General features: G+C 63.8%; 34 protein-coding genes and 1 tRNA gene. 12 read left to right on the top strand and 23 right to left on the bottom strand.

Annotated elements, in window-relative coordinates:
• Positions 1 to 59: 59 nt before the first annotated feature.
• Entirely contained in the window at positions 60 to 536 is a 477-nt protein-coding gene (locus tag CFR78_RS13125; RefSeq protein WP_007397541.1) for a surface-adhesin E family protein, read from the bottom strand.
• A gap of 72 nt (positions 537 to 608) precedes the next feature.
• Positions 609 to 824, bottom strand: a complete 216-nt coding sequence (locus CFR78_RS16065; RefSeq protein ID WP_034931714.1) for a hypothetical protein — start codon at positions 822 to 824, stop codon at positions 609 to 611.
• Between the two features lie 159 nt (positions 825 to 983).
• Here CFR78_RS16065 and CFR78_RS16340 point away from each other — a divergent pair, with 159 nt between their 5' ends.
• Positions 984 to 1157, top strand: coding sequence for a hypothetical protein (locus CFR78_RS16340; RefSeq protein WP_007397540.1), 174 nt, complete (start codon positions 984 to 986; stop codon positions 1155 to 1157).
• Positions 1158 to 1191: 34 nt separating this feature from the next.
• Here the strand turns inward: CFR78_RS16340 and CFR78_RS13120 are convergent, their stop codons facing one another.
• Positions 1192 to 1383 carry a hypothetical protein gene (locus CFR78_RS13120; RefSeq protein WP_034931712.1) on the bottom strand — a complete coding sequence of 64 codons (192 nt, stop codon included), beginning with the start codon at positions 1381 to 1383 and terminating at the stop codon, positions 1192 to 1194.
• 356 nt (positions 1384 to 1739) lie between these two features.
• Complete coding sequence (locus tag CFR78_RS16335) at positions 1740 to 1916, bottom strand: hypothetical protein (RefSeq protein WP_007397537.1); 177 nt, start codon at positions 1914 to 1916, stop codon at positions 1740 to 1742.
• A gap of 217 nt (positions 1917 to 2133) precedes the next feature.
• Here CFR78_RS16335 and CFR78_RS16330 point away from each other — a divergent pair, with 217 nt between their 5' ends.
• Complete coding sequence (locus CFR78_RS16330; RefSeq protein ID WP_007397536.1) at positions 2134 to 2295, top strand: hypothetical protein; 162 nt, start codon at positions 2134 to 2136, stop codon at positions 2293 to 2295.
• Positions 2296 to 2316: 21 nt separating this feature from the next.
• On the opposite strand, the gene CFR78_RS13115 is transcribed toward CFR78_RS16330, so the two are convergent.
• Entirely contained in the window at positions 2317 to 2796 is a 480-nt protein-coding gene (locus CFR78_RS13115) for a phosphate-starvation-inducible PsiE family protein (RefSeq protein WP_007397535.1), read from the bottom strand.
• 236 nt (positions 2797 to 3032) lie between these two features.
• On the opposite strand from CFR78_RS13115, the gene CFR78_RS16325 reads away from it, so the two are divergent.
• Together CFR78_RS16325 and CFR78_RS13110 are read left to right on the top strand one after the other, a co-directional pair.
• Complete coding sequence (locus CFR78_RS16325; protein WP_007397533.1) at positions 3033 to 3209, top strand: hypothetical protein; 177 nt, start codon at positions 3033 to 3035, stop codon at positions 3207 to 3209.
• Between the two features lie 165 nt (positions 3210 to 3374).
• Positions 3375 to 3677, top strand: a complete 303-nt coding sequence (locus CFR78_RS13110; protein ID WP_034931753.1) for a hypothetical protein — start codon at positions 3375 to 3377, stop codon at positions 3675 to 3677.
• Positions 3678 to 3760: 83 nt separating this feature from the next.
• Here CFR78_RS13110 and CFR78_RS13105 read toward each other — a convergent pair whose 3' ends face one another.
• The 3 genes from CFR78_RS13105 to CFR78_RS13095 form a co-directional block, all read right to left on the bottom strand.
• The gene (locus CFR78_RS13105) at positions 3761 to 4093 is read right to left on the bottom strand and encodes a DMT family transporter (protein ID WP_007397532.1); all 333 of its coding nucleotides are present in this window, start codon (positions 4091 to 4093) and stop codon (positions 3761 to 3763) included.
• Positions 4094 to 4096: 3 nt separating this feature from the next.
• The gene (locus CFR78_RS13100) at positions 4097 to 4300 is read right to left on the bottom strand and encodes a hypothetical protein (protein ID WP_223846548.1); all 204 of its coding nucleotides are present in this window, start codon (positions 4298 to 4300) and stop codon (positions 4097 to 4099) included.
• Between the two features lie 319 nt (positions 4301 to 4619).
• The gene (locus CFR78_RS13095) at positions 4620 to 5669 is read right to left on the bottom strand and encodes a restriction endonuclease (protein WP_034931710.1); all 1050 of its coding nucleotides are present in this window, start codon (positions 5667 to 5669) and stop codon (positions 4620 to 4622) included.
• 93 nt (positions 5670 to 5762) lie between these two features.
• On the opposite strand from CFR78_RS13095, the gene CFR78_RS13090 reads away from it, so the two are divergent.
• Together CFR78_RS13090 and CFR78_RS13085 are read left to right on the top strand one after the other, a co-directional pair.
• Positions 5763 to 6422 carry a GDSL-type esterase/lipase family protein gene (locus CFR78_RS13090; protein ID WP_240471429.1) on the top strand — a complete coding sequence of 220 codons (660 nt, stop codon included), beginning with the start codon at positions 5763 to 5765 and terminating at the stop codon, positions 6420 to 6422.
• Between the two features lie 183 nt (positions 6423 to 6605).
• Positions 6606 to 7001, top strand: a complete 396-nt coding sequence (locus CFR78_RS13085; RefSeq protein WP_034931709.1) for a hypothetical protein — start codon at positions 6606 to 6608, stop codon at positions 6999 to 7001.
• 20 nt (positions 7002 to 7021) lie between these two features.
• On the opposite strand, the gene CFR78_RS13080 is transcribed toward CFR78_RS13085, so the two are convergent.
• Positions 7022 to 8674 carry a phosphoethanolamine transferase gene (locus CFR78_RS13080; RefSeq protein WP_051672102.1) on the bottom strand — a complete coding sequence of 551 codons (1653 nt, stop codon included), beginning with the start codon at positions 8672 to 8674 and terminating at the stop codon, positions 7022 to 7024.
• 241 nt (positions 8675 to 8915) lie between these two features.
• On the opposite strand from CFR78_RS13080, the gene CFR78_RS13075 reads away from it, so the two are divergent.
• Positions 8916 to 10136 (top strand): NADP-dependent isocitrate dehydrogenase, encoded by a 1221-nt coding sequence (locus CFR78_RS13075; RefSeq protein WP_007397524.1) that lies wholly within the window; start codon positions 8916 to 8918, stop codon positions 10134 to 10136.
• Between the two features lie 151 nt (positions 10137 to 10287).
• On the opposite strand, the gene CFR78_RS13070 is transcribed toward CFR78_RS13075, so the two are convergent.
• Positions 10288 to 11547 carry a dicarboxylate/amino acid:cation symporter gene (locus tag CFR78_RS13070; protein ID WP_007397523.1) on the bottom strand — a complete coding sequence of 420 codons (1260 nt, stop codon included), beginning with the start codon at positions 11545 to 11547 and terminating at the stop codon, positions 10288 to 10290.
• Positions 11548 to 12310: 763 nt separating this feature from the next.
• Here CFR78_RS13070 and CFR78_RS13065 point away from each other — a divergent pair.
• Entirely contained in the window at positions 12311 to 12784 is a 474-nt protein-coding gene (locus CFR78_RS13065) for an RrF2 family transcriptional regulator (protein ID WP_083824398.1), read from the top strand.
• A 79-nt stretch (positions 12785 to 12863) separates the two neighbouring features.
• Here the strand turns inward: CFR78_RS13065 and CFR78_RS13060 are convergent, their stop codons facing one another.
• From CFR78_RS13060 to rlmB, 13 genes are all read right to left on the bottom strand, one after another.
• Positions 12864 to 13616 (bottom strand): DedA family protein, encoded by a 753-nt coding sequence (locus CFR78_RS13060; protein ID WP_007397520.1) that lies wholly within the window; start codon positions 13614 to 13616, stop codon positions 12864 to 12866.
• A gap of 183 nt (positions 13617 to 13799) precedes the next feature.
• Complete coding sequence (gene bluB, locus CFR78_RS13055) at positions 13800 to 14444, bottom strand: 5,6-dimethylbenzimidazole synthase (RefSeq protein WP_034931704.1); 645 nt, start codon at positions 14442 to 14444, stop codon at positions 13800 to 13802.
• 13 nt (positions 14445 to 14457) lie between these two features.
• Positions 14458 to 15084 carry a hypothetical protein gene (locus tag CFR78_RS13050; protein ID WP_034931744.1) on the bottom strand — a complete coding sequence of 209 codons (627 nt, stop codon included), beginning with the start codon at positions 15082 to 15084 and terminating at the stop codon, positions 14458 to 14460.
• A 157-nt stretch (positions 15085 to 15241) separates the two neighbouring features.
• A complete protein-coding gene (locus tag CFR78_RS13045; protein ID WP_172459733.1) occupies positions 15242 to 15472 on the bottom strand; it encodes a hypothetical protein in 231 nt (76 codons plus the stop codon).
• Positions 15473 to 15658: 186 nt separating this feature from the next.
• Positions 15659 to 16528 (bottom strand): aldose 1-epimerase family protein, encoded by an 870-nt coding sequence (locus tag CFR78_RS13040; RefSeq protein ID WP_034931699.1) that lies wholly within the window; start codon positions 16526 to 16528, stop codon positions 15659 to 15661.
• A gap of 61 nt (positions 16529 to 16589) precedes the next feature.
• On the bottom strand, positions 16590 to 17093 hold the full coding sequence (locus CFR78_RS13035) for a hypothetical protein (RefSeq protein WP_034931698.1): 504 nt from the start codon (positions 17091 to 17093) through the stop codon (positions 16590 to 16592).
• A 158-nt stretch (positions 17094 to 17251) separates the two neighbouring features.
• Entirely contained in the window at positions 17252 to 17689 is a 438-nt protein-coding gene (locus CFR78_RS13030) for a CHRD domain-containing protein (RefSeq protein WP_034931742.1), read from the bottom strand.
• Between the two features lie 160 nt (positions 17690 to 17849).
• Positions 17850 to 18005 carry a hypothetical protein gene (locus tag CFR78_RS16320; protein WP_156953881.1) on the bottom strand — a complete coding sequence of 52 codons (156 nt, stop codon included), beginning with the start codon at positions 18003 to 18005 and terminating at the stop codon, positions 17850 to 17852.
• A 26-nt stretch (positions 18006 to 18031) separates the two neighbouring features.
• A complete protein-coding gene (locus CFR78_RS16685; protein ID WP_007397511.1) occupies positions 18032 to 18154 on the bottom strand; it encodes a hypothetical protein in 123 nt (40 codons plus the stop codon).
• A gap of 36 nt (positions 18155 to 18190) precedes the next feature.
• On the bottom strand, positions 18191 to 18421 hold the full coding sequence (locus tag CFR78_RS13025; protein ID WP_034931695.1) for a hypothetical protein: 231 nt from the start codon (positions 18419 to 18421) through the stop codon (positions 18191 to 18193).
• Between the two features lie 237 nt (positions 18422 to 18658).
• Positions 18659 to 19006, bottom strand: coding sequence for a RidA family protein (locus CFR78_RS13020; RefSeq protein ID WP_007397508.1), 348 nt, complete (start codon positions 19004 to 19006; stop codon positions 18659 to 18661).
• A gap of 14 nt (positions 19007 to 19020) precedes the next feature.
• Positions 19021 to 21168, bottom strand: coding sequence for an FUSC family protein (locus tag CFR78_RS13015; protein ID WP_034931691.1), 2148 nt, complete (start codon positions 21166 to 21168; stop codon positions 19021 to 19023).
• A gap of 259 nt (positions 21169 to 21427) precedes the next feature.
• On the bottom strand, positions 21428 to 22258 hold the full coding sequence (gene rlmB / locus CFR78_RS13010) for a 23S rRNA (guanosine(2251)-2'-O)-methyltransferase RlmB (protein ID WP_034931690.1): 831 nt from the start codon (positions 22256 to 22258) through the stop codon (positions 21428 to 21430).
• Positions 22259 to 22376: 118 nt separating this feature from the next.
• On the opposite strand from rlmB, the gene CFR78_RS13005 reads away from it, so the two are divergent.
• The 4 genes from CFR78_RS13005 to CFR78_RS12990 all read left to right on the top strand — a co-directional run bounded on the left by CFR78_RS13005 (position 22377) and on the right by CFR78_RS12990 (position 25913).
• Positions 22377 to 22462 (top strand) — tRNA-Tyr (locus CFR78_RS13005).
• Positions 22463 to 22930: 468 nt separating this feature from the next.
• Positions 22931 to 23875: an SAM-dependent methyltransferase gene (locus CFR78_RS13000; protein ID WP_139064272.1), complete on the top strand. Its 945-nt coding sequence runs from the start codon at positions 22931 to 22933 to the stop codon at positions 23873 to 23875.
• Positions 23876 to 24008: 133 nt separating this feature from the next.
• A complete protein-coding gene (locus tag CFR78_RS12995; RefSeq protein ID WP_110581251.1) occupies positions 24009 to 24452 on the top strand; it encodes a cupin domain-containing protein in 444 nt (147 codons plus the stop codon).
• Between the two features lie 231 nt (positions 24453 to 24683).
• On the top strand, positions 24684 to 25913 hold the full coding sequence (locus CFR78_RS12990; protein WP_258366131.1) for a bifunctional diguanylate cyclase/phosphodiesterase: 1230 nt from the start codon (positions 24684 to 24686) through the stop codon (positions 25911 to 25913).
• Positions 25914 to 26004 lie beyond the last annotated feature (91 nt).

The following is a 26004-nucleotide window of genomic DNA, read 5'->3' as shown; positions in this document are numbered from 1 at the left end:
TTTCAGGTCATCCACCTCGTTATCCACATGATTTACCGGATTATCCACAGGCCGGCATGCTATTCGGCCGCCTTGTGGCCACCATTCCAGCGGGCACAGGCAATCCGCCTGCCATCACGCAGGGAGGGGTCGACCGTCATCTCGCCACGCGGCACCGGACCATCGGCTATCCGGTGGCCCGCGCCCATATGGCCGGACCATGTGGCATAGGACAGGGTGCGGTACGTATCGGCCGCGCAGTTGTACATGACGGAAAACCGGACCGAGGCGAAAGGCAGGCCGTGGCGGATCATGTCCTCGTCAAAATCCTGGATGAACGTGGCGGATGCATGCGCGCCGTGCAACTGGATGGACGCCAGATCGATATATTCATTCACCTTGTTCTGATATGGCGGCAGTTTCTGCAGTTCCACGCCGCCGTGCGGCGCGGGGGATGCGGGCAGATCCTGTGCCCGTGCCAGACGCGCACCAGCCACGACGCCACCACAGGCAATACCCGTGGCCAGTACCGCCACCACAACCCTGCTGTATCCCATTTTCTCCCTTTCATGTGTACCACGCACAGGCGTACACGCCGGACCCGGCTTCTCATGTCCTGTTGTGCAGGATCAGACCTGTAGCGGCAAGCATAACCGCAGGAAACCGGGGCCATATATGCCCAGCCCGCCGGGGGTCGCATCCTGCGCGCCACTGCCGCGTGCCAGGACCACATCCCCTGCCCGGCCGTAGTACCCGATGCGCGTCATGGGGCGGGGACGGGCGTTGTCGCGTGACGCTGGCGCGCCATCTCCCGACAGCCCGAAGCCTCCCGGCTTTCGCGTCATCCCCCACCGCCCGGGCGGGCATGCCACCAGACGCCGCTCCCGCAGGGGTGTGCAACCAGGGCAGGCCGACACGCCTTAAAGCTGCGGGGCGGTCTTTGATTCCGGGCTGGACATCCTTAAATATCTCACCCCAGCGTGATCAGAGGACATGAGACCCAGATGAAGAAACTTACCGTACTGCTCCTTCTTGCGGGACTGACGGCATGTGCGGCCAGCAGCCCGCCCAGCGACCCGGCCCAGAGCGGCGGCGTGGGCGGCATGACCGGCTCCCCCGGGCAGGATGCCCCCACCGATGGTCCCGGCGGCTCCGGCGGTCCGGGCATGGGCAACTAGCCCCGACGGGCCGCCTGCCCGCGGGCGGGCGTGTTCAGTCGCGCCCGCCACTTATGTTGATGACCCCCAGCCCCAGCAGGCCCAGACCGGCCAGCCCTTCGGCAACCATCCATGATACCGGCCCGATCCCGTCCGCCGTCATGCCACGCACCAGCACGCAGACGCTGCCGATCATGAGCAGCAGGGAGAGGATGGTTGCCCATTTTACAATCTTGCCGCGGTTCATCAAATCTCTTCGCTGTCTGTCCATCGGGACACCGGCCGGACCGGTCCCGCACCTTCTATCACCTTGAACGGGGCAGCGTCCAAACACTGCATGCGCAGCCGCAATGCATCTATTGCACGACACGTACATCATTCATGCAAAAGTGATGTCGCGGAACGCATCTTTCATGCTTGCATGGCGTCGGTGACTTCACAATCCAACAGGACAGTCAGGGAAAACAGGCAATGCAGGCAACACCATCACGCCCCGGCCCGCCGGCTGAATGGTCAGCGCGCATGCGCCATATCGTGCAGGCCTGCACGGCCTATCCCTATGCCTTCCTGCGCCTGTGGGACGGGGACTGACACCCCCGGCCGCTATTCATGCCGCAGGGCGGCGGCATCGAACCATTCATCATTGCCCGTACCGTCACTGCGTACGCGGACCTGGCCATTCTCGATGATTTCCACGACCGTACCCTTCATGCCACGCAGTTCCGGCCTGACGGAGGCACCGTCCCTGACCACCACAATATCGCCCAGCTTGAAATCCATGCCGTATTCTCCTCCTCGCGGCCATTCAGGTCTCCATCCGTCCCGGACAGGGCACCCACCCGCGCTGGCGGGCACGCGCCGATCATGCCAGCCATATCCGCTATCGCAAGCCCGTGATCGGGGCACGTCATACCACATACGCATGATTGGCGGGTTGCATGCCACCCCGCCGCTGCCGACATGAACCCTGTACCAACCGCGAACAGGGATCTGCCACATGTCTTCGGAACACCATCTTCCTTCCGCCACCGAACTTGAGCGTGAACTGGCGCAGCTGCGCCGTGAGCATGACATTGCCGTAAAGGACCAGCCCGAACACGCACCGGCGCTGGCACGGCGCATCAGCAGGATCGAGGCGGAACTGGCCCGTCAGGAATAGACGCCAGGGACCGGAAGCCGCTCAGGCTTCCGGTTCATGTCCGGGCACGGGACCCGGCGCCTGCGCCACGGGCGGGCGTACCAGCCAGTAGACAATCCCCAGTGACAGCGTTGCCGCGGAAAGGGCCAGCAGTTCCATCACGTCCACTTCCTTGAGGTCGATCACGATGAACTTGCGCACCGTGGCCAGCATGCCGATCAGCAGCACCGAACGCATGCGGATCAGGCTGTGGGGCTGCGCATCGGGCAGGACAAGGATGGAATGCTTGAACTCCAGCGCGATCAGCACGGTAAAGAACATGCCGAAAATGCCCTGCAGTGTTTCCGGACTGGTCGGATTCAGCCCGCTTGTCACCAGCATCCGTCCCACCGCCACCACAACATGCACCAGCGACGTACCGGCAATGACCACGATCAGCAGGGTCAGCACCAGCATCACCACCTCCTCGAACAGGTCGAACAGGCGGGCCATCTGAAGGAAACCGGGCAGTCGTGTCATCATGGGTGCGGGCAGGCCACTGGCTGGGATGGGAAACGGTACGGCATGTCATGTAGCAGGAATCGCAGCGGACTTGCAAAAGCGTGCCGCCACGCTGTCAAGTGCCGTGGCAGGCAGGCTGCCCTGCAGCGAGCCATATGGAAACACCGGCGCCGCACCCCATGTCATAACCAGCAGACACGCACCGTGTCGCCCATGGCGCAACCCGGCGCCATGGCATGACCAGACAGGACACAACCATGAGCAAAGCAGCAACCAGCGGCCCTGACGCACAGGGCAAGTACAGCCTTGAGGTCAGCATCGGTGGCCTGAACGAGACGCTGGGTGGCTTCTCCTCCAAGATGGAAGCCGAGGACTATGCCGTCTCCCTCCTGCGCCGCGTGCGGGAACTGGCCAAGGCCGATGGCCTGAAATAACGCCTGCCCCTTCCCGCCGACCCGCGCGCCCGATATGCCGGGCCGGCGGGAAGGATTATGGGAACACGCGGGAACGCTGTCGTCTCCCGGCCTTTTTTCTCTATACAGGATGACCTGACAGGATCAGGAAACATTCCGGATATGGAAAAAAGGACCCTATTTCCCATGAAAAGACTGACCCGATCACTGTCGGTGCTGGTGCTGGCCAGCGGGCTTGCGGCCTGTGCGGATGGACCTGGCTATTATGGCGGCGGCTATTATGGCGGCTATGGTGGATATGGCGGCGGGTATGGCGGCTATTACAGCGGCTATGGCGACTATTACGGGGGCGCGCCCGAATATATTGGCCGCGGCGGCGGGTGGCATCCCCGCGACGGCGGTGGACCGCGCGGCGGTGGCGGCCATGGCGGCCCGCCGGATGGCGGACGCGGCGGCCCGGGTGGCGGCGGCGGCGGCATGCGACGTTGAGTTTACGGGCCGGCTCCCCCATGGGGGCCGGCTCCTTGCGCTACGGTCTGACTGCAAAGGGGGCGTCGCCTCCGGGCCGTCCCCTATCCATGCTGTCCCGTGCCGGAAAGCAGGTTCATGACCAGTACCCCGGCCAGTATGAGCACCATGCCCCCGATGGCGGCAAGGTCGAGCTTCTGCCCCAGCACCACACGGCAGACGAGCGTAATCAGGACGGTGCCGACCCCCGACCATATGGCATAGGCCACCCCGGTGGGAATACTGCGCAGCGCCAGTGACAGCGCATAGAACGCCACCCCATATCCCACCACGGTCACGCATGACGGTACCGGCCGGGTAAAGCCACTGGACAGCGTCAGGCAGAACGTGGCGGTCACTTCCGCCAGGATGGCAACCAGCAGGCAGGCATAGGCCATGCCCTATACCCGACCGGCCGGCGTGCCCCGTGGCGGCAGCCCCGTCATGCGCGGACGGGGGACACGCGGGGGGCGGGGTGTCTCGTCCCGGATCGCCACGGCGTCCTGGCCGCGTGCCCGCAGGGCGTCGGCAAAGCGCTGGACATGGGTCCACTGCGCGCCCGCGTACAGTTCCCGCCCGTCAAGCATGACACGATGTCGTCTCACTTCATCCCCCGTTCCGACATGTTTGCCCCATGGAAATGGGGATGCGGGAGCATGGACGCAACGGCATGGAAAAAACACGGCGAATCCAGCAGGAAACTTTCGCTTTCCCCGGACGATTTATGTATGGAGAAGATAGGAGGTATGATTCATGAGCAACTCTGCACGTATGATCGCCCATCTGCTGATCACGGTCCGGCTGAGCACACGCAATCACCCTGTCCCTCCTGTTTCCGGCAACACACGGGACTAGGGAATGTCTGTGCACCTGCCGGGCATGGAACGGGCGGCCCCCACGACCCTGTTATGACGTGACAAGGGGTCAGCCCGTTCCATGTTTCTGCGCAAGGCGGCTGGAAAAGGCCGCCAGTTCGTCATGATGCAGCAGGAACACGGTGTTGGAACGCGCCAGCTGCCGGGCTGAAGCCGTGTAATCGGCATTCGAGACGACAGCCGCCACGTCGGCATGATAATGCAGCCGGGCGGCCGCGACCTGCTGTACCGCGTCGTTTCCCACCGCATTACGGTACAGCTTGCACTGCACGACCAGCCGCAATCCACCACGACAGGCAATGACATCCGCCCCCTGGTCCCCGCCGGGGGGTGTTGTGCGGGCATCCCACCCGCAGGCCCGCAGGCGGTCGGCGCAATGATGTTCGTAGGCAATGGGGTCCATGTCCGGGGTGTAGTCCGTGCCATGGAACCCTGCGGGAACCTGACACGCAACCCGTTCGATCCGGGCCAGCACCCGTGCCTCGAGACGCGGCCAGGCATGGCCCATATGCCGGGCCCGCAGCGCGGGACGCAGGACGGTCTTGCTGAATGCCATCATCTCACGCCGCCACCTGCCGGTCTGTTCCACCCCGTAACTGTTCGGCTGTACCAGTTGCCTGCGCCGGATGCGCAGGGCCTCGGCATGCTGCCGGACCAGCCCCGTGCATACCAGCCAGGCCCGGCGCCTGCGCCACCCCCGCCAGCCATGACGCAGCAGCGGCCACAGCACCATGGCCCCGCCCGCTACCATGACCAGCCACAACAGGCCCGTGGGGCCCGTCTTTCCTGCCGGGGTTGCGGCACTGGCAGGAAAATAAAGCGCCGCCTCCCCCCGCTGCGCGGGCAGGTGACGCAGCAGCAGCGCGTCACCATGCTGGCCCATCCGCTGCCATGTCCCCTCCCCTCCCGCGCGCTGGCAGTGCAGGACTGCCAGGGCATGGTCCTGACCCATGGCCAGATGGCGGGCGCGGGGCAGGGCATCGGGCCGGGTGCAGCCTGGCGTCGCGGGCGCCAGCACATAAAGGGAGGATGCCCCCAGCGCAGGCATGCACCCCAGCAGCAGCCAGCCCCACAGCCATGGTACGATCCCTGCACGCATCTTTCCGTTCCCGCTCCCTGCGGCTGGTTACGGGACTGACACTAAAACATGAGAACAAAATAGGAAAGTACGGAAACACCAGATGGTTCCGGCATGGTTTCCCACCCCCGCCGGGTCTATCATGCCCGTATGCGAATCTGCTTTATCGGTGACAGCTATGTCACGGGCACGGGCGATGAAACCTGTCAGGGCTGGGCCGGGCGGCTCTGCGCCATGGAACGGCAGGAAGGGCGGGATGTCACGCTCTACAACCTGGGCGTGCGTGGCCAGACGGGCCATGACATTGCCCGGCGCTGGCGCACCGAGACCCAAGCCCGCATCGGTGGCCGGCACGATGGCGGGATCGTCCTGTCGTTCGGGGTCAATGACTGCACATCCCGGCCCGACGGCCGGCCCCGGCTTGCCCCTGAACACAGTCTGGCCGCAGCCTGCGCCATGATGCAGGATGCCGCGACCGCGCACTGGCCTGTCCTGATGGTGGGACCGCCGCCCACCGGCCATGCCGTGACCGATGCCCGCACGCAGGCCCTTTCCCATGCGCTGGGCGCGGCCTGTGCGCGGCATGGGGTGCCATTCCTGCCCATTGCGGCCGCGCTGCGCGCCAGTCCGCTCTGGTGTCCCGAAATCGCACGCGGGGATGGCGCCCATCCGGCCGGTGGGGGGTATGGGGAACTGGCGCGTCTTGTCCATGGCTGGACCGCGTGGCGGGCCTGGATGGACGTTCTTCGTGAAAACCGTTCCTCAACCCGGTAGCAGGCGTTGTCTGAAAACAGATCGCTGATAAAAAATACAGGATTCCCGGGCACCGCCCTTTTCAGGCAGGGCAACGGCCCCCGGTGCCCCGCGAAAAAAGCTTCACCAGAAACTTCTTTATAACTTACAGGACGTTCCAGAGGCAGACCGTGAAGGCGGTCTCCAAGACAAAGGCGGCAAGACATGAAAAAAATCACAACCTGTGCCCTGCTGGCCGTGCTGGCGGCAGCCTGCGCGCCCCATGCCCGCGCCGAAGTGCCGGAAGGGGAACTGAACTCGCTCTATATCCGCCCCGAGGTGCAGTTGCCCGCACCAGCGCTGACCTTTCCCAACTATCCGGTGGTGGATGACTGCACCACCGAATTTGGTGACGCCGTGACCAATGCCTGTGTCACCGGGGAAAAGGAACGCGCCCTGGTCCTGCAGCCCGCCTGGGATGAATATCAGGACAGCGACAAGATCACCTGCCAGGAGGAGGTAACCCATATCCGCCATATCCAGCTGTACAAGAACCTGGCCTACTGCCTGGACAAGCGCCGCTACGATGCATGGCGCAAGACCCACCCCGAAGGGCACTGAACCGGCCCTTCCACCCGCGTTCAGTCACGGGTGATATGGCAGCGCCCGTCATCATGGCTGTGGTCGTAATCCACGCTCTGGTTGGCGGCGCTGTCCCCATGCACGATACGGCGTGGCCGGTCAGGGTGGGCTGACAGCGCGGACAGCCCCATGTCCGCCCCCTGATAGCCCAGTCCCGCCGCGTCCAGAACGCTGGCGGGCATGGCGGCCAGCGTAAAGGGGACATGCGTATTGTCACGCGCCGCCTGCATGGCCCGCGGGCGGGCGGCCTGCCATGCGGGAGAGGCCCAGAAATAGAACGGCACCGCATAGGCCGCGCGCACATCGCCATGCGCGGGAATGCCCGCCGTGCATTCACTGACCCGCACCCCGTGGTCCGATACGTAGAACATCACGGCCGGGCCACCATGGGCGGCAAGGCCTGCCTGCACATGCGCCAGCATATGGTCGGTATAGGCGATGCTGTTGTCATAGGGCGTGCCGACATGGCTGAAGGCGGCGGGATAGCGGTCGGCCGCGTTCTCGTGGCTGCCGAACAGGTGCAGCACGATCAGGACAGGGCCGCGCGCACCCGCTATCGCGCCGTCCAGCACCGGCAGCATGCGTTCATCCAGCACCGGGCTGCTCATGATCCCGCCATGCACGGTGGTGTAGGCAATATGATGCGCCTGTTCCGAATAGGCGCCGATCACGCTGTCATATGGCCCCAGCCGGGGGTGGTTGCTGATCCACCACGTATCGAATCCCGCCGCGTTGAACACCGATATCAGGTCATGCCCCGGCACCGCGCCGGGCAGCAGCCGGTCATAGCCCGACAGGATGACCGGCACGGCGCCCACCGTGTAGTCAAAAGGGGTGACCATGTTGTCAAAACGCACAAGGCCGGGCACCTGCTCCATCTCGGGCGTGGTGGGCACGGCGTAGCCATACAGATGCTGGTGGTCACGCCGCGCGCTTTCGCCAATGACCAGTACCACCACCTGTGGCTTAGCGGGCGGCGGGGCCAGGAAATGGACCGGCTCATGGCTGATGCGGCTGGCCATCTCGCTCACGCGCCGCGTCTCGCGCCGGGCAGCGGCATAGCCGGTCAGCACGCTCCATGGCCAGGCCCGGTCAAAGCGGGCATGAATCGGCACCATCGGGTTTTCAGTCCCGCCGCGCGTGGGCGGCAGGCTTTGCCACAGCCGCACGGTCGGCACCACGATCCCGGCCAGCAGCACCCCCATGCAGGCCAGGCGCGTGCGGCTCCGCCACCGCACCACCGGCCCACGCGGGCGCAGGCAGTACAGCGCCACCAGCGCGCCCCACAGCACCATCCACGCGCACAGATAGGGCAGGACCGGGCCGATATAGCCCTTCACCACCGGCAGCGAGCAGTAGAACAGGATCAGCCACAGCGGATAGCCCGGCGGCACGCCGCTTATGCTGATGTAATAAAGCGCGCCGGGCATCAGCATGACCGCGGGCAGCAGGCAGGCCAGCAGCACCCGCCTGCTGTTGCAGGCCAGCGCCACCACGCCCCACAGCATGACCGCGCGCAGTATCCCCTGCAAGGCCGTGCAGGCGGGCAGCAGCGCCAGCACCACCATGCTGCCCAGCAGCGCATCGGGCCAGATGCGGGTGCACAGGCCGTGCAGGCGGCGGCGCAGGGCGGGCGGGCGGGGGGTATTCATGGCCCGTTTCATGCCATGGCCGCCCGCCGGCCGGTAGTCCCCCCACGCCACCTGCGCGCAGGGCGATGGCACGTTTGTGAATGAACCGCCCTGCACCAGTGCTTTTTATCCATGGCATGCACGCCTAATAATGCGGCCACCGGGAGGCCCGCGCGCGGACGGGCGCCAGAACAAGCGCAAGAAAAAGCGCTGAGAAAACAACGATTAAAAAACAGAAATCATAAAGGCAGACAGACGTACCATGGCAAAGATCAAGGTCAGGAATCCCGTTGTCGAGATGGATGGCGACGAGATGACCCGCATTATCTGGCACTTCATCCGCGAGCGGCTGATCCTGCCGTATCTGGATATCGACCTGAAATATTATGACCTGGGCATTACCCACCGTGACGAGACCGATGACCGCGTAACGGTGGACGCCGCCGAGGCCGTGCGCCGCTATGGCGTGGGCGTGAAATGCGCCACCATCACCCCCGACGAGGCCCGGGTGAAGGAATTCGGCCTCAAGAAGATGTGGCGCTCCCCCAACGGGACCATCCGCAACATCCTTGATGGCACCATTTTCCGTGAACCGATCATCTGCTCCAACGTGCCGCGCCTTGTCCCGCACTGGACACAGCCCATCGTGATCGGCCGCCATGCCTATGGCGACATCTACCGCGCCGCCGAAACCCGCATCCCCGGTCCCGGCAGGGTCACACTGCGCTATACCCCCGCCGATGGCGGCCCCGAGCAGGTGCTGGACGTGCATGACTTCAAGGGCCCCGGCGTGGCACTGGGCATGCACAACACCCGTGCCTCGATCGAAGGCTTCGCGCGGGCATCCCTCGCCTACGGGCGTGACCGCAGGCTGCCGGTCTACCTGTCCACCAAGAACACCATCCTCAAGGCCTATGACGGCATGTTCAAGGATGTGTTCCAGGAAGTGTACGACCGTGAGTTCAAGGCCGAATTCGAAAAACTGGGCCTGACCTACGAACACCGCCTGATCGATGACATGGTGGCCTGCGCGCTGAAGTGGAAGGGCGGCTATGTCTGGGCGTGCAAGAACTATGATGGCGACGTGGAAAGCGACATCGTGGCGCAGGGCTTCGGCAGCCTTGGCCTCATGACCTCGGTGCTGCTCAACCCCACGGGCGACGTGGTGGAGGCCGAGGCCGCCCATGGCACCGTGACCCGCCATTTCCGTGAACACCAGAAGGGGCGGCCCACCAGCACCAACCCCATCGCGTCAATCTTCGCATGGACACGCGGCCTGGCCTATCGTGGCAAGTTTGATGACACCCCCGACGTGACCCACTTCGCCCAGACGCTGGAGCGCGTGTGCATCGAAACCGTGGAAGGCGGCCAGATGACCAAGGACCTGGCCCTGCTGGTGGGCAAGGATGCCAGATGGCTCGATACCCAGCCCTTCCTGGACGTGCTGGATGAAAAGCTGCGCGCCGCACTGGCCAAGGCGTAAGAACACGAACGGGACGGCACGGATGGCCGTCCCGTTCCGAGAGGCCGCCTTACCAACCTACTGAAAATAATGAAAAGTCTTTGGTGAAGCTTTTTTTCAAGAAGCTTCAGAGAAACCGCCTTTTTGAAAAAAGGGGGGCACCCAAAAACTTTTATTCTCCTTCCTCCAGCGGGCGGGTTTCCAGCACCCCTTCCCACCGGGCCGCAACGGCCGCGGCATAGCCATTGCCCAGCACATTGGTGGCCGTGCGCGCCATGTCGAGGAAGTGGTCAATCCCCAGTATCAGCGCCAGCCCCGCTTCGGGCAGGCCGAACTGCGGCATGACGGCGGCCAGCGTGACCAGCGCCGCACGCGGCACGCCGGCAATGCCCTTGCTGCTCAGCATCATGACCAGCACCATCGCCACCTGCTGGCCCAGCGGCATGTGAATACCGTAAGCCTGCGCGATGAACAGCGCGCCAAAGGACTGGAACAGCACCGAACCATCAAGGTTGAAGCTGTAGCCAAGCGGCAGTACGAACCCGCTGATGCGATCAGGCACGCCAAACTGCTCCAGCCGTTCCACCAGCAGCGGATAGACGGATTCGCTGCTGGCCGTGGCAAAACCGAGCAGGATCGGCTGCACCAGTGTCCGCGCCAGCACAAATACCCGTCGGCCCAGCACACAGAAGGTCATGGCCGTCAGCAGCGCCCACAGCACACCCAGGGTTGCATAAAATTTGCACAGGAACAGGCCGAACGTGCCCAGAATGCCTGCCCCGCTATGCGCCACACTGCCCATTACGGAACCGAACACCGCCAGGGGGGCGACATACATGACCATGTCGGTCATGCGCAGCATGATGCGCGCCAGTTCCGCCGTCCAGGGCAGGATCATGCGCTGCGCATCCTTGCCCACGACCGGCAGGGCCAGCCCGAACAGGACGGAGAACACCACGATCTGCAGGATATCGTTGCGGCCCATGGCATCAAAAATGCTGGTCGGCACCACATGCAGCACGAATTCGACCGGATCGAAATGCGCCTGTCCCAGTCCCGTGTCACCTGCTGAAAGCGGCGTGGTGAAGCCCGCGCCGGGCTGGAGCAGGTTGGCCGCCACCAGCCCCGTCAGCAGCGACAGGAAGGACGCCACGACAAACCACAGAAGGATGCGCCCGCCAATGCGCAGCACCTGTGCCCCATCGCCCAGGCTGCCAATGCCCGAGACCAGCGTGGCAAAGACAAGCGGGGCAATGATCATGCGCACCAGCCGCAGGAACAGGCCGGTCAGCAGGCTGGCAAGCCGGGTTGCCGGTTCACTGGCGGCCGGCCCGGCCGCATGAAGGCCCAGCCCCACCACAACGCCAAGCAGCAGTGCCACGATAATGGCATGGGTACGGCGGCTGGCATTCTGCTTGCGGGGAGTGGCCAATGACTGTGTCCTGATCGGTGGGGGAAACACGCGGGACGTAGCGCGCCATCCGGTCACGAGGCAAGACGGACGGGCCTTTCCCCACCTGTTCCCGTTTCTTGCAACCGGAAAACGCGAAGCGTGGGAACACATCCGCGTCATCATGGTGCAGGTGAAAAAAAATCCTGCAAAAACAGTTCAGTAAAAAATTATATCTTTGCGAGATAACCCTACCCATTCAGGTAGGAAAAGATTATATAACTCTCATACATTATGAAGTGGCCCGGATGACCCCTCTTTCCCCGGCAGGAATGGCGGGGGAGAGCGGACAGGACCGGGTCATCCCGCGGGTCGTGGGAGAAAACGCTCCCGGCCCTTTCCCCGGACCGGCTGGTCACCTTTCATCCCGCACAGCGGGAATGGGCATGTAACAAGCGTCACAGCCCGCATGCCATTATGGCACAGGCGCGCGTGCCGTGACGGGCAGGGGGAATTCACGCCGCAGGCAGCCAGCCGGGGCGTACAGGCACCAGCCGCACCGGGCACAGACTGGCAACAGCCGGATGCGTCCGTCGGAATCGTGGCAGATAAATGTTGGCAAAAAGATTACGTACGCCACATTGCGATCACATTTGCGTGAGATTATAGCACCGCATTTGTCGCCTTTATGTGTAATCTGTTCACTGAAACCAAGGGCTGGAGAGTATTTTCCACTATAAATTGTAAACTATATGCAGTTTATAGAGACCTGTCTCTGTCCGCTGGCAGCATGTTAGATACTGGCATGCGCCTGACCTTGCACACTGATTATGCCTTACGCACGCTTCTATACATGGGACTCCATGCAGACAGGCGCGTCTCCATTCACGAGATCGCCGATGCGTATGACATATCTGAAAACCATCTGGTCAAGGTCATCCACCGGCTGTCGCGGCTGGGGCTGATTGACGCGCGGCGTGGCCGGGGTGGTGGCCTGGTTCTGGCCCATGCACCAGAAGATATCCGTATTGGCGATGTCGTGCGCAAGACCGAGGACGACATGCGGCTTGTCAGCTGTGAACCTGCCAACCCCGAAGGGGCGGGCTGCATCCTGTCCGACATGTGCAAGCTGCGGGGCGCCCTGGCGCAGGCCCTTGATGCCTTCATGAAAGTACTGGACGAGACAACGCTGGCGGACCTGCTGCCCGACCATGACCGTCACATGCTGCTGGCCCGCCTGCCCGGGCCTGCGTCGGACGATCCCATACGCCGCGTCTGAGAGACGCTTCTCTGCGGGCACGCCGTCGTGGCTGTTCCCGCGCCCGCGGTCATGGCCGCCAGATGGCGGCACCACCATGCTAGATCCCGCTTCCCCCCGGCGTTGCCGCATCCGCACGGGCTTCACGCAGGGCTTCCTGTGTCAGCCGCTGTTCATTACGCCGCAGGAAAAGCGCACTGGCAACCAGACCCGCCGCCACGGCAAGTCCAAGCCCGATACTGGCGGGCCCTGATACTTCCGTCACCTTGCGACCCAGATAATAGGCACCCGTGGCATACCCCCCGGCCCAGCACAGCCCGCCCAGCGCGTTGAACACCATAAAGCGCGGCCAGGGCATGTGGTTGGCCCCCGCCAGCAGGGCGACAAAAACCCGTAGCAGCGCAATGAAGCGGCCAAAGAAGACAATGCCACTGCCATGATGGCGGAACAGGAAACGCCCCAGCAGCAGGCGGTCGGGGGTAAGCTTGATGCGCGCGCCATATTTCTGCAGCAGGGGCAGGCCGACCCTGCGCCCGATCAGGTAACCGATATTATCCCCCAGTACCGCCCCCGCCACGGCGGCCAGCGCCACCCACTGGATATCGAGCCGATGGGTGGCGGCACAGTATACGGATGCAGAAATGATCAGGGTTTCAGCCGGAAGCGGCAGCCCCATGCTTTCCAGCATGACGATAAAGGTGATCACCCCGTATCCGTAATGCTGGAACAGATATTCAAAATGGTGCAGCAGCGTTCGATCCTCCGTGGCGGCCCAGCCGGCATGGCCTGACGGCCCCGGCCCCACAGGCTGCGCGGAGCGGACGGGCGGACACAGGCCCCGCATGGCAACCACCCAGCGGGCCGGGTGGCACAATGGGTTAAACACGGCACCAGAAAAACCGGCTTTAGCGAATATCTGCCACCCGTTTTTCCATCAGCCCGCCCCTGCGTGCGCGCAACCGCCATGACGGGCGGGGCCACACAGCGCCCTGCCCCGGTCCGGCCACGAGAATGGGAAATCCCGGTTGGGCGGGGCCTAGCGCCGCACCCATTCACGCCGCTCGGGCGCGCGCCGCTCCCAGCCACGCCGCTCCAGTTCCGGCGTGGGGGCCTGCCCGGCGGGGTAGCCGACACACAGATAGGCCACCAGTTCCAGCGCCGGGTCCACATCCAGTATGGTCCTGATATGCCCGGGATTGATGATGGAAACCCACCCCACGCCCACACCCGCCGCCGTGGCCGCGAGCCAGAACGTATGAATGGCCATGACGGTGGACCATGTTGTCGTCTGCGGCATGGTTGCCCGCCCCAGCCCCCTGCCCTGTTCCGGATCGGGGTGGGACAGCACGGCAATATGGTGTGGGGCGTCATCCAGCCCCGCAAGCTTGAGGCTGGCGTAACGCCGGGCCTCGGACCCCGCGCGGCTGGACAGCGCATCGGCATTGCACTGGCTGAAATCCGCCCGCACGGCCGCGCGTCGGTCCGGGTCATCCACGCGCACGAAGCGCCATGGCTCGCTCAACCCCACCGAGGGGGCAAGGCAGGCCGTGGCCAGCAGACCCTCCAGAACGGATTCGGGCACCGGGTCGCGGCGGAAATGCCGCACGTCACGCCGCCAGCGGAACAGTTCGTGCAACTGCCCCGAAAAGGCGGGGGGAAAGACAGGCAGGGTAGAAGTCATGCCCCTGTCTGGTTCATTGCACGCCGTCTGTCACGTCCTGCATGCCCGGCTGGGCAAGAAGGGAGGCATGAGGCGGCGACATGCCATTCTCCTCCGCGCCCGCAGGGGTGGCGTAGGCGGGATCTTCCTCGAATCTGGAAGCGACTTCCCGGATCTCGTCAAAACTGGCCTTGTACCAGTCAACCTGCGTCATGGTATGGCGATTGACGACAAAGCTGAGGAAGGCCGGGTCGGACGGACCATAATAAAGTGCGTCCTCCTCCCCCCCCTTCATGTGAAACGTGAAATGGCAGTCCGATGCATCCGAATAACGCAGGAAAACATGGTAGATGATGGTCGGCACGATCTCATGCATGGCCTGGCCCACGTAATAGGCAGGCCGCTGCGTCATGAGGGCCGGGGTGACGTTGTCCAGTATGCCTTCGTTTTCCAGCGCGGCGGCACTCCCGACAAAACGGGACTGGTTGACCCGGACCGTCACCCCGCATTTGCGCACATGATAGGAACTGGTGATTGTAATGCCGAATTTCTCGTAATCGGGCAGCTTGTTGAAAGCCGTCGTGGCGGCATGGGCCATGCCGGCCGCCGCCAGCAGCATCACCCCCATGCACGCCCCACCCCATGACATGTATCTACGCATCGCCCCGCGCGCTCCCGTCTCCGGCCATAAATATGCAATGGGGCGGTACCTTACGGCGCGCACGCCCGTCATTCCATATGAATATGGCGGCACACCGGAATGCGCCGCCATACACGCCAGAAGCCGGAGCCGGAGGGTCACACCGCCCGGATGTTCTTCAGGCCGCCCGGTCCCAGCCGCGCAATGCAAGCAGGGAGGGCGCGTTTTCAATGCCGGAATGGCAGCCCGACGGCACGGCCACGCTGGGCAGCGTGGCCAGCAGCATCATCCCCTGCCTGCGATAGGCCGCCGCCACCAGACCCATGAGGCGCTGGCGGAAACCACGAAGTGCAAGAAGGGGGAAGGCGAGGGAAAATCCCACGGCGGGGACAGGAGAAAAACTACGCATCGAGGCGTTTCCCGTGAGCCTAGCGGGCGAGACTGCCGCATGCTGCTCCTGCGCGCACGCTACGCCGCAACCGGGTGGTTGCAAATACGATATTTTCGCAGAATTCCGGGGTGATCCATGCTTTTTCCGCAAGGCTTATTCCGGCGGGTGTTGCATGGAAAATACACCCGCCGGACCCCGATCCCCTCAGATGCAGCCAACCTGCCAGCCTGCCCGCCATTCCTGTCCCGGCTGGAGATGGAACACGCCGGGGCGGGCGGAAAATTCACCCCTGAACCCGACCGGGCTGGCCATGCCGTACCACGGCTCGATACACAGGAAACCAGCCCCCGGCTTCATCCATATGCCCAGCTGGGGAAAGCCTTCCCATGTCAGCCGCAGCCCCGGCCCATCGGGAATGCGGTAGATCAGCCCCCGGCTGGCCGGCTGGTCGAGGATCAGCGCATCGGCCGCGAACAGCGAATCGTCCAGATGCAGCACACGCCCCCGCACCGGCGTGGGGAACGGATCGGGCAGCAGCAGCCCCCCCTCCAGCCGGCGCACCGGGGCAGGCTCGGGCCGGTCAAACTCGATCACATGCCGGTCCCTGGCCACATCGGGGGCCAGCGGCCATATGAAGGCCGGATGTGCCCCCAGCGAGGCGGGCAGCACCCGCGTATCATCGGGGTTGGTCACACAGTACCGCACCGACAGGGCGCCGCCTTCGATACGGTATTCGATCACAAGGCTGAACGCGAAGGGATAATGCACGCGCGTGGCGGGCGTATCGACCAGTTCCAGGCGGCAGCCGGTCTCGTCACGCGCCAGCCAGCGGAACGTGCAGTCCCGCGCGAAACCGTGCTGGGTCATGCGGTAGGGCGTGCCCTCCACCCATGCCGTATCATCCACCAGCCGCCCCACGATGGGGAACAGCACGGGGGAATGCCGCCGCCACGGGTCCTGCCCGCTCCACAGCAGATCACGCCCCTGCGCCCGCAGGGCGCACAGTTCGGCCCCCTGCGCCCGCACGCTGGCGGCAAGGCGGCCATCGCCAAATGTATGGATATCGTCTGTCATGCCCCGGTGGCTCCCTCTGTCTTTACAAGGGTGCCACCATGCACGATCAGGGGGCTACATACTATTGATGCGGCGCAGTACCGTCCGTCCTGTTCTGCAGGGCGGCCCTGGCATCCGGTGTCAGGCGCAGGGTCAGCCGCTCCACCGAGAAGGCAAGCCGTGCGCCAGTGCTGTTGGATGTGAACTTGATATGGATGCCGTTGTTGTTTTCCATCACGGCGCCACCCTTGCCCGCACCCATCGTGGCCTCGCCCTGGACGGACCAGTACGTACCTTCAACATCCTGTACCCGATAGAGATTATAGACGGTACCCGTGGCCTGGGTGGTGGAAAAACCGATGGCGGCCCCGGAACCGCCGTGGATTCGGAAGGGGTAGTCATGCCCTTCGAACGACAGGACCCCCTTCCCCCACGAGACACCCGCCCCCAGATCGGCGGCGGACAGCCTGAAGCTTATGGTTGCCGTGTGTTCGCCCAGCGCGTCCACCGCGTGGGCCTGGGTTATGGAACCGATACCGGACAGGGAGACGACAGCCGCCGCAACGGCCAGAGATGCTAGGCGCAAAAGCAGACTCCATGACTTGCGGCGAACACCGTCGCCCCGGGTCCTTCACATGGCTGACATGTTTTCATGTCACGGCCCCAACACTGCCGCACAAGGCGCCACCATGCAAATTATATCATGGATATAATAGGCGCCCGGAGCACTGCGGGGCCAGCACTTCAGGGCCGGGCGTCTGGCGTCAGGCGTTCCAGCTGCGCGCGGGCCTCCCCATTGGGCAGGGCCGCCGTATGCAGGTTGACATAGACCTGACCGTTCTGCAGGGCCTGCGCCTGTTCGGACGACAGGACAAGCGCGCCGTGCTGGCCGGATTTGTACGGGCCGCCAATGGGGACCAGCACGCCCGCTTCCTCACCCGCCGGGGCGGGGCCATGGAAATGGGCCGCCGTGACCGGGCCGCTCAGACCGCTCCAGGTCAACGTGTAGCGGACCAGGTTCGTCTTTGTATTCAGCGCGGCCTCGACCTTTCCCTCGGGGTGGGACGTCGTGCCGTGCTCCGCCGCGAAATGGCCTTCAAAGCGGTAGACCGCCGCCATGGCGGGCGAGGCGGTTACGATACCCGCCACCACAAGGGCGGTAACACCGGGGAAACGGATCATGTCAACCTCCACCGCAGGGTCATCCCTGCATGCAATATGTTGCTGTGTGCCTGCTGCTGCCTGGCTTCCGGCCTCAACGTCCGACAGATGCATGAAGCCATGGGGGGCGGCAACACAAATGATTGCGGGTCCGCGCGCAGGCTGGCCCCGCACGGCGCGATCATATATCCAGCGGGCGCGGGCGTTCCAGCCAGCCCATGTCCGGACCCAGCCAGACGGAAACGCGGCGGTAGCACCCGCCATGGCGCGGCCAGAGCATGCGCGACCACAGCATGCTGGCCAGATGGCATAACCCTGCCGGGGCCGTACGGTTCATCCTGTATCCGCCTGCGCGCACGCCCCTTACCAGGGATGTGCATCCGATATGAAACGCCCGGCATCCGTAATCATGCCAATGGCGAAATAACACGCCGCGACTCCCAGCAGCATGAACAGGCAGGACAGGATGATGCGCATCCATGCCATGTGCCACTGCCACGCCCGTGCCGCAAGGGGCGGCCACTAGCCCACGCCCGTCCCGCCGGAGGCGGCACAGACCTGCCCGGTAACATGGCCGGCTTCCGACGCGGCCAGCAGGACATAGACCGGCGCCCGCTCCGCCGGCTGGCCCGCGCGGCCCATCGGGACCCCGCCGCCGAAATCGTGGATGCTGTCGGCCATCTGGCCACCGCCGACCTGCGGCGCCCCGCGACCGCTCAGGCGGGAAGAAGAAGGCGTGCCGTCATCGGGCATGATGGGGTCTCCTGATCATCTACACGGCAGAACCGTTTTCATGCCCGCCGGTTGCATGCGGGCGTCTTCCGCCACCGCCACGCTGCCATGCATGTCTGGAGACTATTTCAAAACAACGCCCTGCTGAAAAAGTAATGGCAGGTTTCCTGGGTGACGCCTTTTTTTTCCACAGGGCGACCAGCTTCGAAGCTTTAAAAAAAGCATCACCAGAAACATCTTTGCGACTTGCAGGCCGCCTTAAAGGGCGGCGATGCCGGTGATCTCGACCTTCCAGCGTGGATCGGCCAGACGGGCCTCCACCGTGGCACGGGCCGGTTTGCAGGCAGGGTCCAGCCAGGCATCCCACGCACGGTTCATCGCGGCCATATCATTCATGTCGCTCAGGAAAATCTGGACCGACAGCAGGCGTGCGCTGCTGGTCCCCGCTTCGGCCAGCAGGGTATCGATCTGGCGCAGGATATCGGCGGTCTGGCCTTCGGCATCCAGTTCCGGGTCATCGGCCACCTGTCCGGCCAGGTAGACAACACCGTTATGCACAACGGCACCGGCCAGACGGTCCTCGGGCTGCAGGCGTCTGATTGTCATGTTCTGTCCATTCCTTATGCTGCTTGTGTATGCGCCCGGACTGGTAGCGGACCGGACGGTACATGAAAACGGTGCGTCGTATCGAAAAAACGCGCATGCGCCACCAGTTCACGCGCCAGTATTTCCAGATACGCGGCGCACCATCCCATCTCCAGCCGGGTTGACAGGTTGGCTTCACGCCCCGCCTGCGCGCGCGCCTGCGCCAGTACCGTGGCAGCCATGCGGGCCAGCGTCACAGGCGGCTGGCCGCGCCACGCGGCAAAGGCGGCCAGCAGGTCCCCCACCGCCCGGTGCAGGGCGGGGGGCAGGGTGCGGCGGGCCAGCAGGCGGCGCAGGCGGATCAGGTCCAGCCCCACGGTCATGGTGGCCAGCACACCGTCCAGATAGGCATTGGTCTGCGCATCGGACAGGGGGGCATGACGGACCAGACGTGCGAAACGGGCCGTAAGCGTTGTGACCCATGCGGCCGTATCCGGGATGGTGGGCGCACGGGCAATGCGGCGCAGGTCGGCCACCATCTGGCGGCGCATGTGCCAGCGTTCCGCATCCGGGTCGAAAGGCAGCACAAGACGGAACACCAGCACGCTGCACCAGATGCCCAGCACGACCGCGCTGTTGGTATTGAAAAAGGTCAGTTCATCCAGCCGCGACTGGTTGCCCGGATAGACCATGAAGGGCAGGAAGTTGTTGTAGGGCGCTGCCGTGCCCACCGTTCGCCCGTCGCGCAGCGCAAGGCCGCCCACCATCATGGGCACGAACAGCGAGAGCACCAGCGTCTCCCACACCGCCTGCCCCGGCAGCACCACAAAGGTCAGGAACGCCGCCACCACAACCGCCCACACCGCCCCACGCAGAAAGCCCAGACTGTCCCGCAGCGGGTTTTCATTGGCGGCAAAGCGGCTGCATGTCACCACCACGAACATGGCGAACGTGGCGCCATCGGGCCAGCCGGTGCATTCCCACACCAGCCCGCCCGCCAGCACGGCACCCGCCGAGCGCAGGCCGTTATGCCATGCATCCGTCCGGTCACGCCATGCCGGGGTGGAAAAACGGAAATGGTCGTGCGCCCCCGTTCCCTGCGTTGCCGCCAGATGGGCCAGTGCCGCGTCCAGCCGGGCCAGCAGCACACCAAGCGAGGCATTGAGGACATACCCGTCCAGATGGCGCTGGGTGGCCGCGCCGCCCTGCGGGTCCGGCATGGACGCGGCAATGATGTCATTGACCAGCTGCTGGCGGCATTCCGCCCCTATGGCGCGGATGCGGCCACGCAGGGCGGGAATGCGCGCCACGGGGTCGGGCGCGCTCATGTCCGCCCGCACACGGCGGGCCAGCCCCTGCGCCATGGCCAGCGGGGCGGCAAAGGCAGGGGGGAGTGCCGTCTCGTGCATGCGGGCGACCAGCCCCAGACCGCGCGACATCACGACCGCCACACTGGCAAGGGCCGCCCGGGCATGGTCGCCCGCATGGGTGCGGTGGCGCATCTCCACCTCGCTGAACTCGATCTGGTCGGACACGGAAAACACCGAACCCAGCAGGGCGCGCGAGCGCAGGAAACCCGCCTCCTGCCCCGCCAGCATGCCCTCCAGCGCCTGCCCGGCCTGGGCAATGGCGGCGGCGACCCTGCGTCCGATCTCGCGCCGGGCCACATCGGCCAGACGGGGCGCGAAAATCGACGCCAGCCCGCTTTCACACAGGATTCCAAGAAAAATATAGGTCGAACGCGACAGCGCGATCGCAAAGACATCCTGCGGCGCATTGGCCGCGTTCAGGGCAATCAGGCCGCTGGTAAAGGCCATGAGTACCAGCGCATAGGAATGGAAATTGCGCAGGAAGGTCGCAAGGCCGCAGCACACCCCCACCCACGCCGCCAGCACGGGAAACAGCAGCCACGATGCCTGTGGCAGGGCGGCGATCAGCCCCACCCCCACCACCGCGCCCCCAAGGGTGCCCAGCAGCCGCCACCGTGCCTTGGACAGGCTCTGCCCGCGTGAATTCTGTGCCACGATCCATGTGGTCATCGGCGCCCACTGGGGGTCGTCCATTTCCATCCACAGCGCCAGGACAAGGGCCAGCAGGGCGGCGATGGTCGTGCGCACGGCAAAGCCGAGATCCACCGCGCGCGGGGCGTACAGCCAGCGGAAACGGGCCAGCAGTCCCGTCATCACGCCCCCGTCCCTTCGGCACGGGCGGGAGGGTGTGCAATATTACGTGATCTTGCCATCGGTCCCGAATGGCAAGAATGGCGTCATAAATCCATCTGTTATAACATAAATAGTTTTTCATGACCCGACCCGCCGGCATGACCGGCAGGCTGGCGCCCGAACCCGGCCTGGGAAGCCAGGAAAATCCCCGGGAAACCTTTTCCCAGAAAAGGCCAGGCCCGGAAGCCTTAACCCGTCAGCGGATGGGGCCAGTACCCCGTTAACGGTGACGGAACATTTCATACAGGGCGACCGCGGCCGCGTTGGATACATTCAGGCTTTCCATCCGGCTGCTCATGGCCAGGCCCGCAATTTCATCACAATGCTCACGCGTCAGCCGCCGCAGGCCCGCCCCTTCGGCCCCCAGCACCAGCGCCACGCGGCGCTGGTGGAAGGCCGCACCATCCAGCACACCCCCACCCGCGTCCAGCCCCACAACCCACAGGCCACGGGACTTGAGCGCATCCAGCACGCGGGAGAGATTGACCACGCGGATCAGCGGCACGATTTCCAGCGCGCCCGAGGCCGCGCGGGCCAGGGTTCCCGTTTCCTCGGGGGCGTTGCGGTCCTGCATCACCACCGCCACGGCCCCGAACGCCGCGGCCGAACGCAGGATAGCCCCAATGTTACGCGGGTCGGTTACCTGATCCAGCACCAGTACCGGACCCGGCTGTTCCAGTACCGTATCCATATCCGGCTGGGCCAGCACATCCACTAAAAGCGCCATGCCCTGATGCACGGCATCGGGGCCGCACAGCGTATCCAGCGCCGCGCGTTCGGTGCGCACGGGCTGGATGGGAAAGCCGCCTTCCAGCCGGGAGGTCAGCGTTTCCTGCGCCTCGGCCGTGACCAGAAGCTGGCGCAGTTTCCGCGCCGGGTTTTCAAGTGCCGCCTGTACCGCGTGCTGGCCATACAGCCAGCATGTGCCACGCGGTGCGGAAACGGCACCACGCCCCCCCCGACCACCCCGGTCAGGCGCGGAACGGTGGGAAGACGGGGCCTGATGGCCCACAGGCTGGCCGCCACGGCGGCGGGAGGGTCGCATGTTCATGATCGTTCTTTAAGCCCAAGCGCAGCCTGCGTCATGCCCCCAAACCGGGGATGGGCAAAGTTTTTCATGCAAGGTTATTGACACCCCCCCCTCTACCCCTTAATTACCGCGCCAACATGGAGGGATGCCCGAGTGGCTAAAGGGGGCGGACTGTAAATCCGCTGGTGTACGCCTACGTTGGTTCGAATCCAACTCCCTCCACCATTCTCCTTTACCTATCGATAACATGCTGTATCAGAGCGCTGGTTTTCCGGCGCTTTCTGTGTTTTTCCTGTCCCTCTTTGCATCACGCCGCACCCGCAAACAGCGGGGAAGGGAAAAATCCGCCTGCCGACCGGTTGCGGATGGTGGAACCCGACAGAATCTGTAGACGGACATGAACGGACCATGATGACCACAGGTCATCATGAAAGGTATAATCTATTATCAGGAATCATTTTCAAGTAATACGCATGGACTGGATATTTCTTTCCTGCACCCTTCTCCGGATGGGTCATTTGTGGTTATCTATATTCCAGATCGTAGTAATTCGCGGCCTGGAAACCACGATGCGGTTTTTTATTCTGTCGTCCATCATTTGCTTAGAGAAATATGAAAAAGAACCGGATTTTCAGCAGACTTGCCGCCCTGTTTGGACAGAAGAACGGCGAACAATACGCATCGATCGTCCATATGTCCCAGAATTTTCGCGCGATGGAACTCAATATCAAGGCGTTCGGCTACGATCTTGCCCACCGGCTGGCAGCCGACCTGCCGCACCGGGAAAACCTGCGGCCACAGCAGGTCGGGCTTGAAAGCAAACTTGCCACCCAGAGTGATATCGAAAGCGACTGGCTGGCCTACTGGTGTCAGGAAATCCGGTGCGCCGTTCTCTACCACCGGAAAATCTGGGAAGATGCCTTCATCCTTCAGGCCCTTTATGAAGCCGGATGCATGCGCCCCGGTGCCACCGGACTTGGCTTCGGCTGTGGGGAGGAACCGATCCCCAGCCTGCTGGCGCGCCATGGCGTGAAGGTTACGGCCACGGACCTTGATCCGGAACGCTCCAGCAAGAAAGGCTGGATCAGAAGCGGGGAACATGCCGGGTCACTGGACAAGGTATTCAAGCCCGACATCATTGACCGGGAAACGTTTGACCGGCTGGTCGAACACCGCTTTGTCGACATGAATGCCATCCCGCCCGATATCCGGGGATATGATTTCTGCTGGTCGATGTGTGCGCTGGAGCATCTTGGCAACCTGCAGAAAGGACTGGATTTTGTTGAAAACGCGCTTGCATGCATCAGGCCCGGTGGCGTGGCCGTGCATACAACGGAGTTCAATCTGGATGATGATCTGCCCACCATAGAAAGCGGCTATACCGTCCTGTACCAGAAAAAGCACATGGAAGCACTGGCCAGACGGCTGGCGGCACAGGGGCATGTGGTCAGGCCATTCAACTTTGACCCCGGCAATGGCCCGATGGACAATTTTATCGATATTCCGCCATGGCAGCCACAGCAGCCCAGCGGAATGGTGGAACCCGCACTGCCCGATGTACGTCACCTCAAGATCTGCAAGACCGGGCATCGGGTTACATGCATTGGTATTATCATTACCAAGGGTGGCACGACCTGAGGGGATGCCACGGATCTCCCTCCATCCGTTTCAAGATCGTGTGAGACAGTATCCATTCCATTAATATTATGGAAACGCTTCGGAACATCAGACGCTATACCTGCCTGTCCCCCACTGACCGGAAAGGCGTGAAATGCCCAGGTTCGCTGTTTTCCTGGCCTTCGGGTGCCTGTCTGCCCTCACCATGCCAGCCCGGGCCCAGCAGGTTGCATCCGGCCATCGTGATATCCTGCTTCAGGCCACCCGTTCATGGAACGGCAAAGCCTATGACCATTATCCGGCCACGGCACCGGAACTGACCATGATCCGCCTGACCATTCCCGCCCATACCGCCCTGCCATGGCATACCCACCCGGTGCCGAACGCGGGCTATGTACTGGAAGGGCAGCTGACCATTCATGATCAGGCCAGCGGCAGGACGGAAACTTTTCACCAAGGTGAGGCGTTTGCCGAGTCCGTCAATGCCATCCACCGCGGCGAAACGGGCGATACCCCGACCGTGGTGCTGCTGACCTATGCCGGGACCCCGGGGACCCCGACCTCTGTTCCGGACAAGGGCGAAAAGCCGGAATACTGACAGGAAACGCCCCTGTCACAGCCAGAAAAAAGAAAGGGGGCAGCCTGGAACCGGCAGTCAATGCATGCGGGATTGATGTAAAATGCCGTAGGGTTCATGGCCACAAAGCTGCCGCATTATTGTCAAGAATTCCGTAAGGATTCTTTTTGACCGACAGATACTGCCAATCATGCCCCCTGACCCTGTTCCGTCCCGATTCAGACCGGACAGTATATTGTGAAAGATGCAACCATGCCGGACATCACACGGATTGCTTCCTCCCTTCTGGAGAAACTGCCGCTGGCCGTCATGATGGCGGATGTTTCCGGACAGGTCATCTACGCCAACGCATGCGCCAGCCGGCTGACCGGCTACGACCCTGCCGGCAGGGAAGAAAAATGGCTTGGTCGCCTGTTCCCCGAGCCGATGCGCCCAACTGGCACCCCCGCCGCGTGGGATGCCCACATCGCCCCACCGGGGGCGGCCTGCGGCGCCACGCGCAACGGCAGCAGCGCCACCCTGCGCCGCAGGGACGGGCTGGGCCTGCCCGTGCGCCTGTGGCGGGAAGGCGTGGACTGGGATGGCGTACCGTATGAACTGATCACGTTCCAGGACCGGACGGAGGAAGAACAGGCGCGTGAGGACGGGGCCATCAGCGCCCTGATCATGCAGGCGACCGACCGGGGCATTCTGGTACTTGACCCGCAATACCGGATTACCCATGCCAACAGGGCGGTGGCCAGCCTGCTGGGCATGACGGTGGACGCCCTGCGCCATGCCCCCTTCGGCACGCTGCTGTCCGGCGCGGAAAGCGATATCGGGACCCTGCGCCAGTTCCGCAGGCAGCTTTCCCTCCGCACGGGTTTCGAGCTGGACGTGCACACCCGTGGCCCGCAGGGCACGGACCTGTGGCTGCGCTGCGCGGTTACCCCGCATTTTGGCGATGATGGCGCCCTGGCGGACATTATCGTCATCCTGCACGACATTACCCATGACCGGCAGCTGCGTGACCTGCAGCGCGATGTGGTGGAAGCGCTGACGGACCAGTTCTCGCTGCGCGAGATGCTGGATTTCATGTGCCGCCGTATCGAACTGATCGCACCGGACTGCATGGCGGTGGTCATGCTCAGCACCGGCGCCATCCTGCATGCAGGTGGCCATGGCGCCCTGCCCATGCCTGTCCTGCAGGCGTTCGAGGGGCTGGAAGCCAGCACGGCGGGAGGTGCGTGCGGCACCGCCATCGCCACGGCGGAAGAAGTGGTCATTCCCGATTTCAGTCAGGAAACCCGCTGGGCCGCCCTGCGCGATGTTGCGGCACAGCAGGGACTGGCGGCGGAATGGGCGGTGCCCATCATCCTGCGCAATGGTGATGTGGCGGGCAGTTTCTCGCTGTATTTCCGCACGCCCGGCCAGCCGGACCGCTGGCACCGGCGCATTGTCAATGAGGTGGTCCCGTCCGTTCGGACAGTTTTGTGGGCTTGATAAGCTATACCCGGTTGTTGTTATGCCGCCCTTCTGACGGCGTTGCTGTTGGCCATCTGGTCCGGGGTTAACCCCGGACCAGATGGCGTCG

Source organism: Komagataeibacter rhaeticus (assembly GCF_003207855.1).
Taxonomy (GTDB): Bacteria; Pseudomonadota; Alphaproteobacteria; order Acetobacterales; family Acetobacteraceae; genus Komagataeibacter; species Komagataeibacter rhaeticus.
This window is presented reverse-complemented; position numbering and strand designations above follow the sequence as displayed.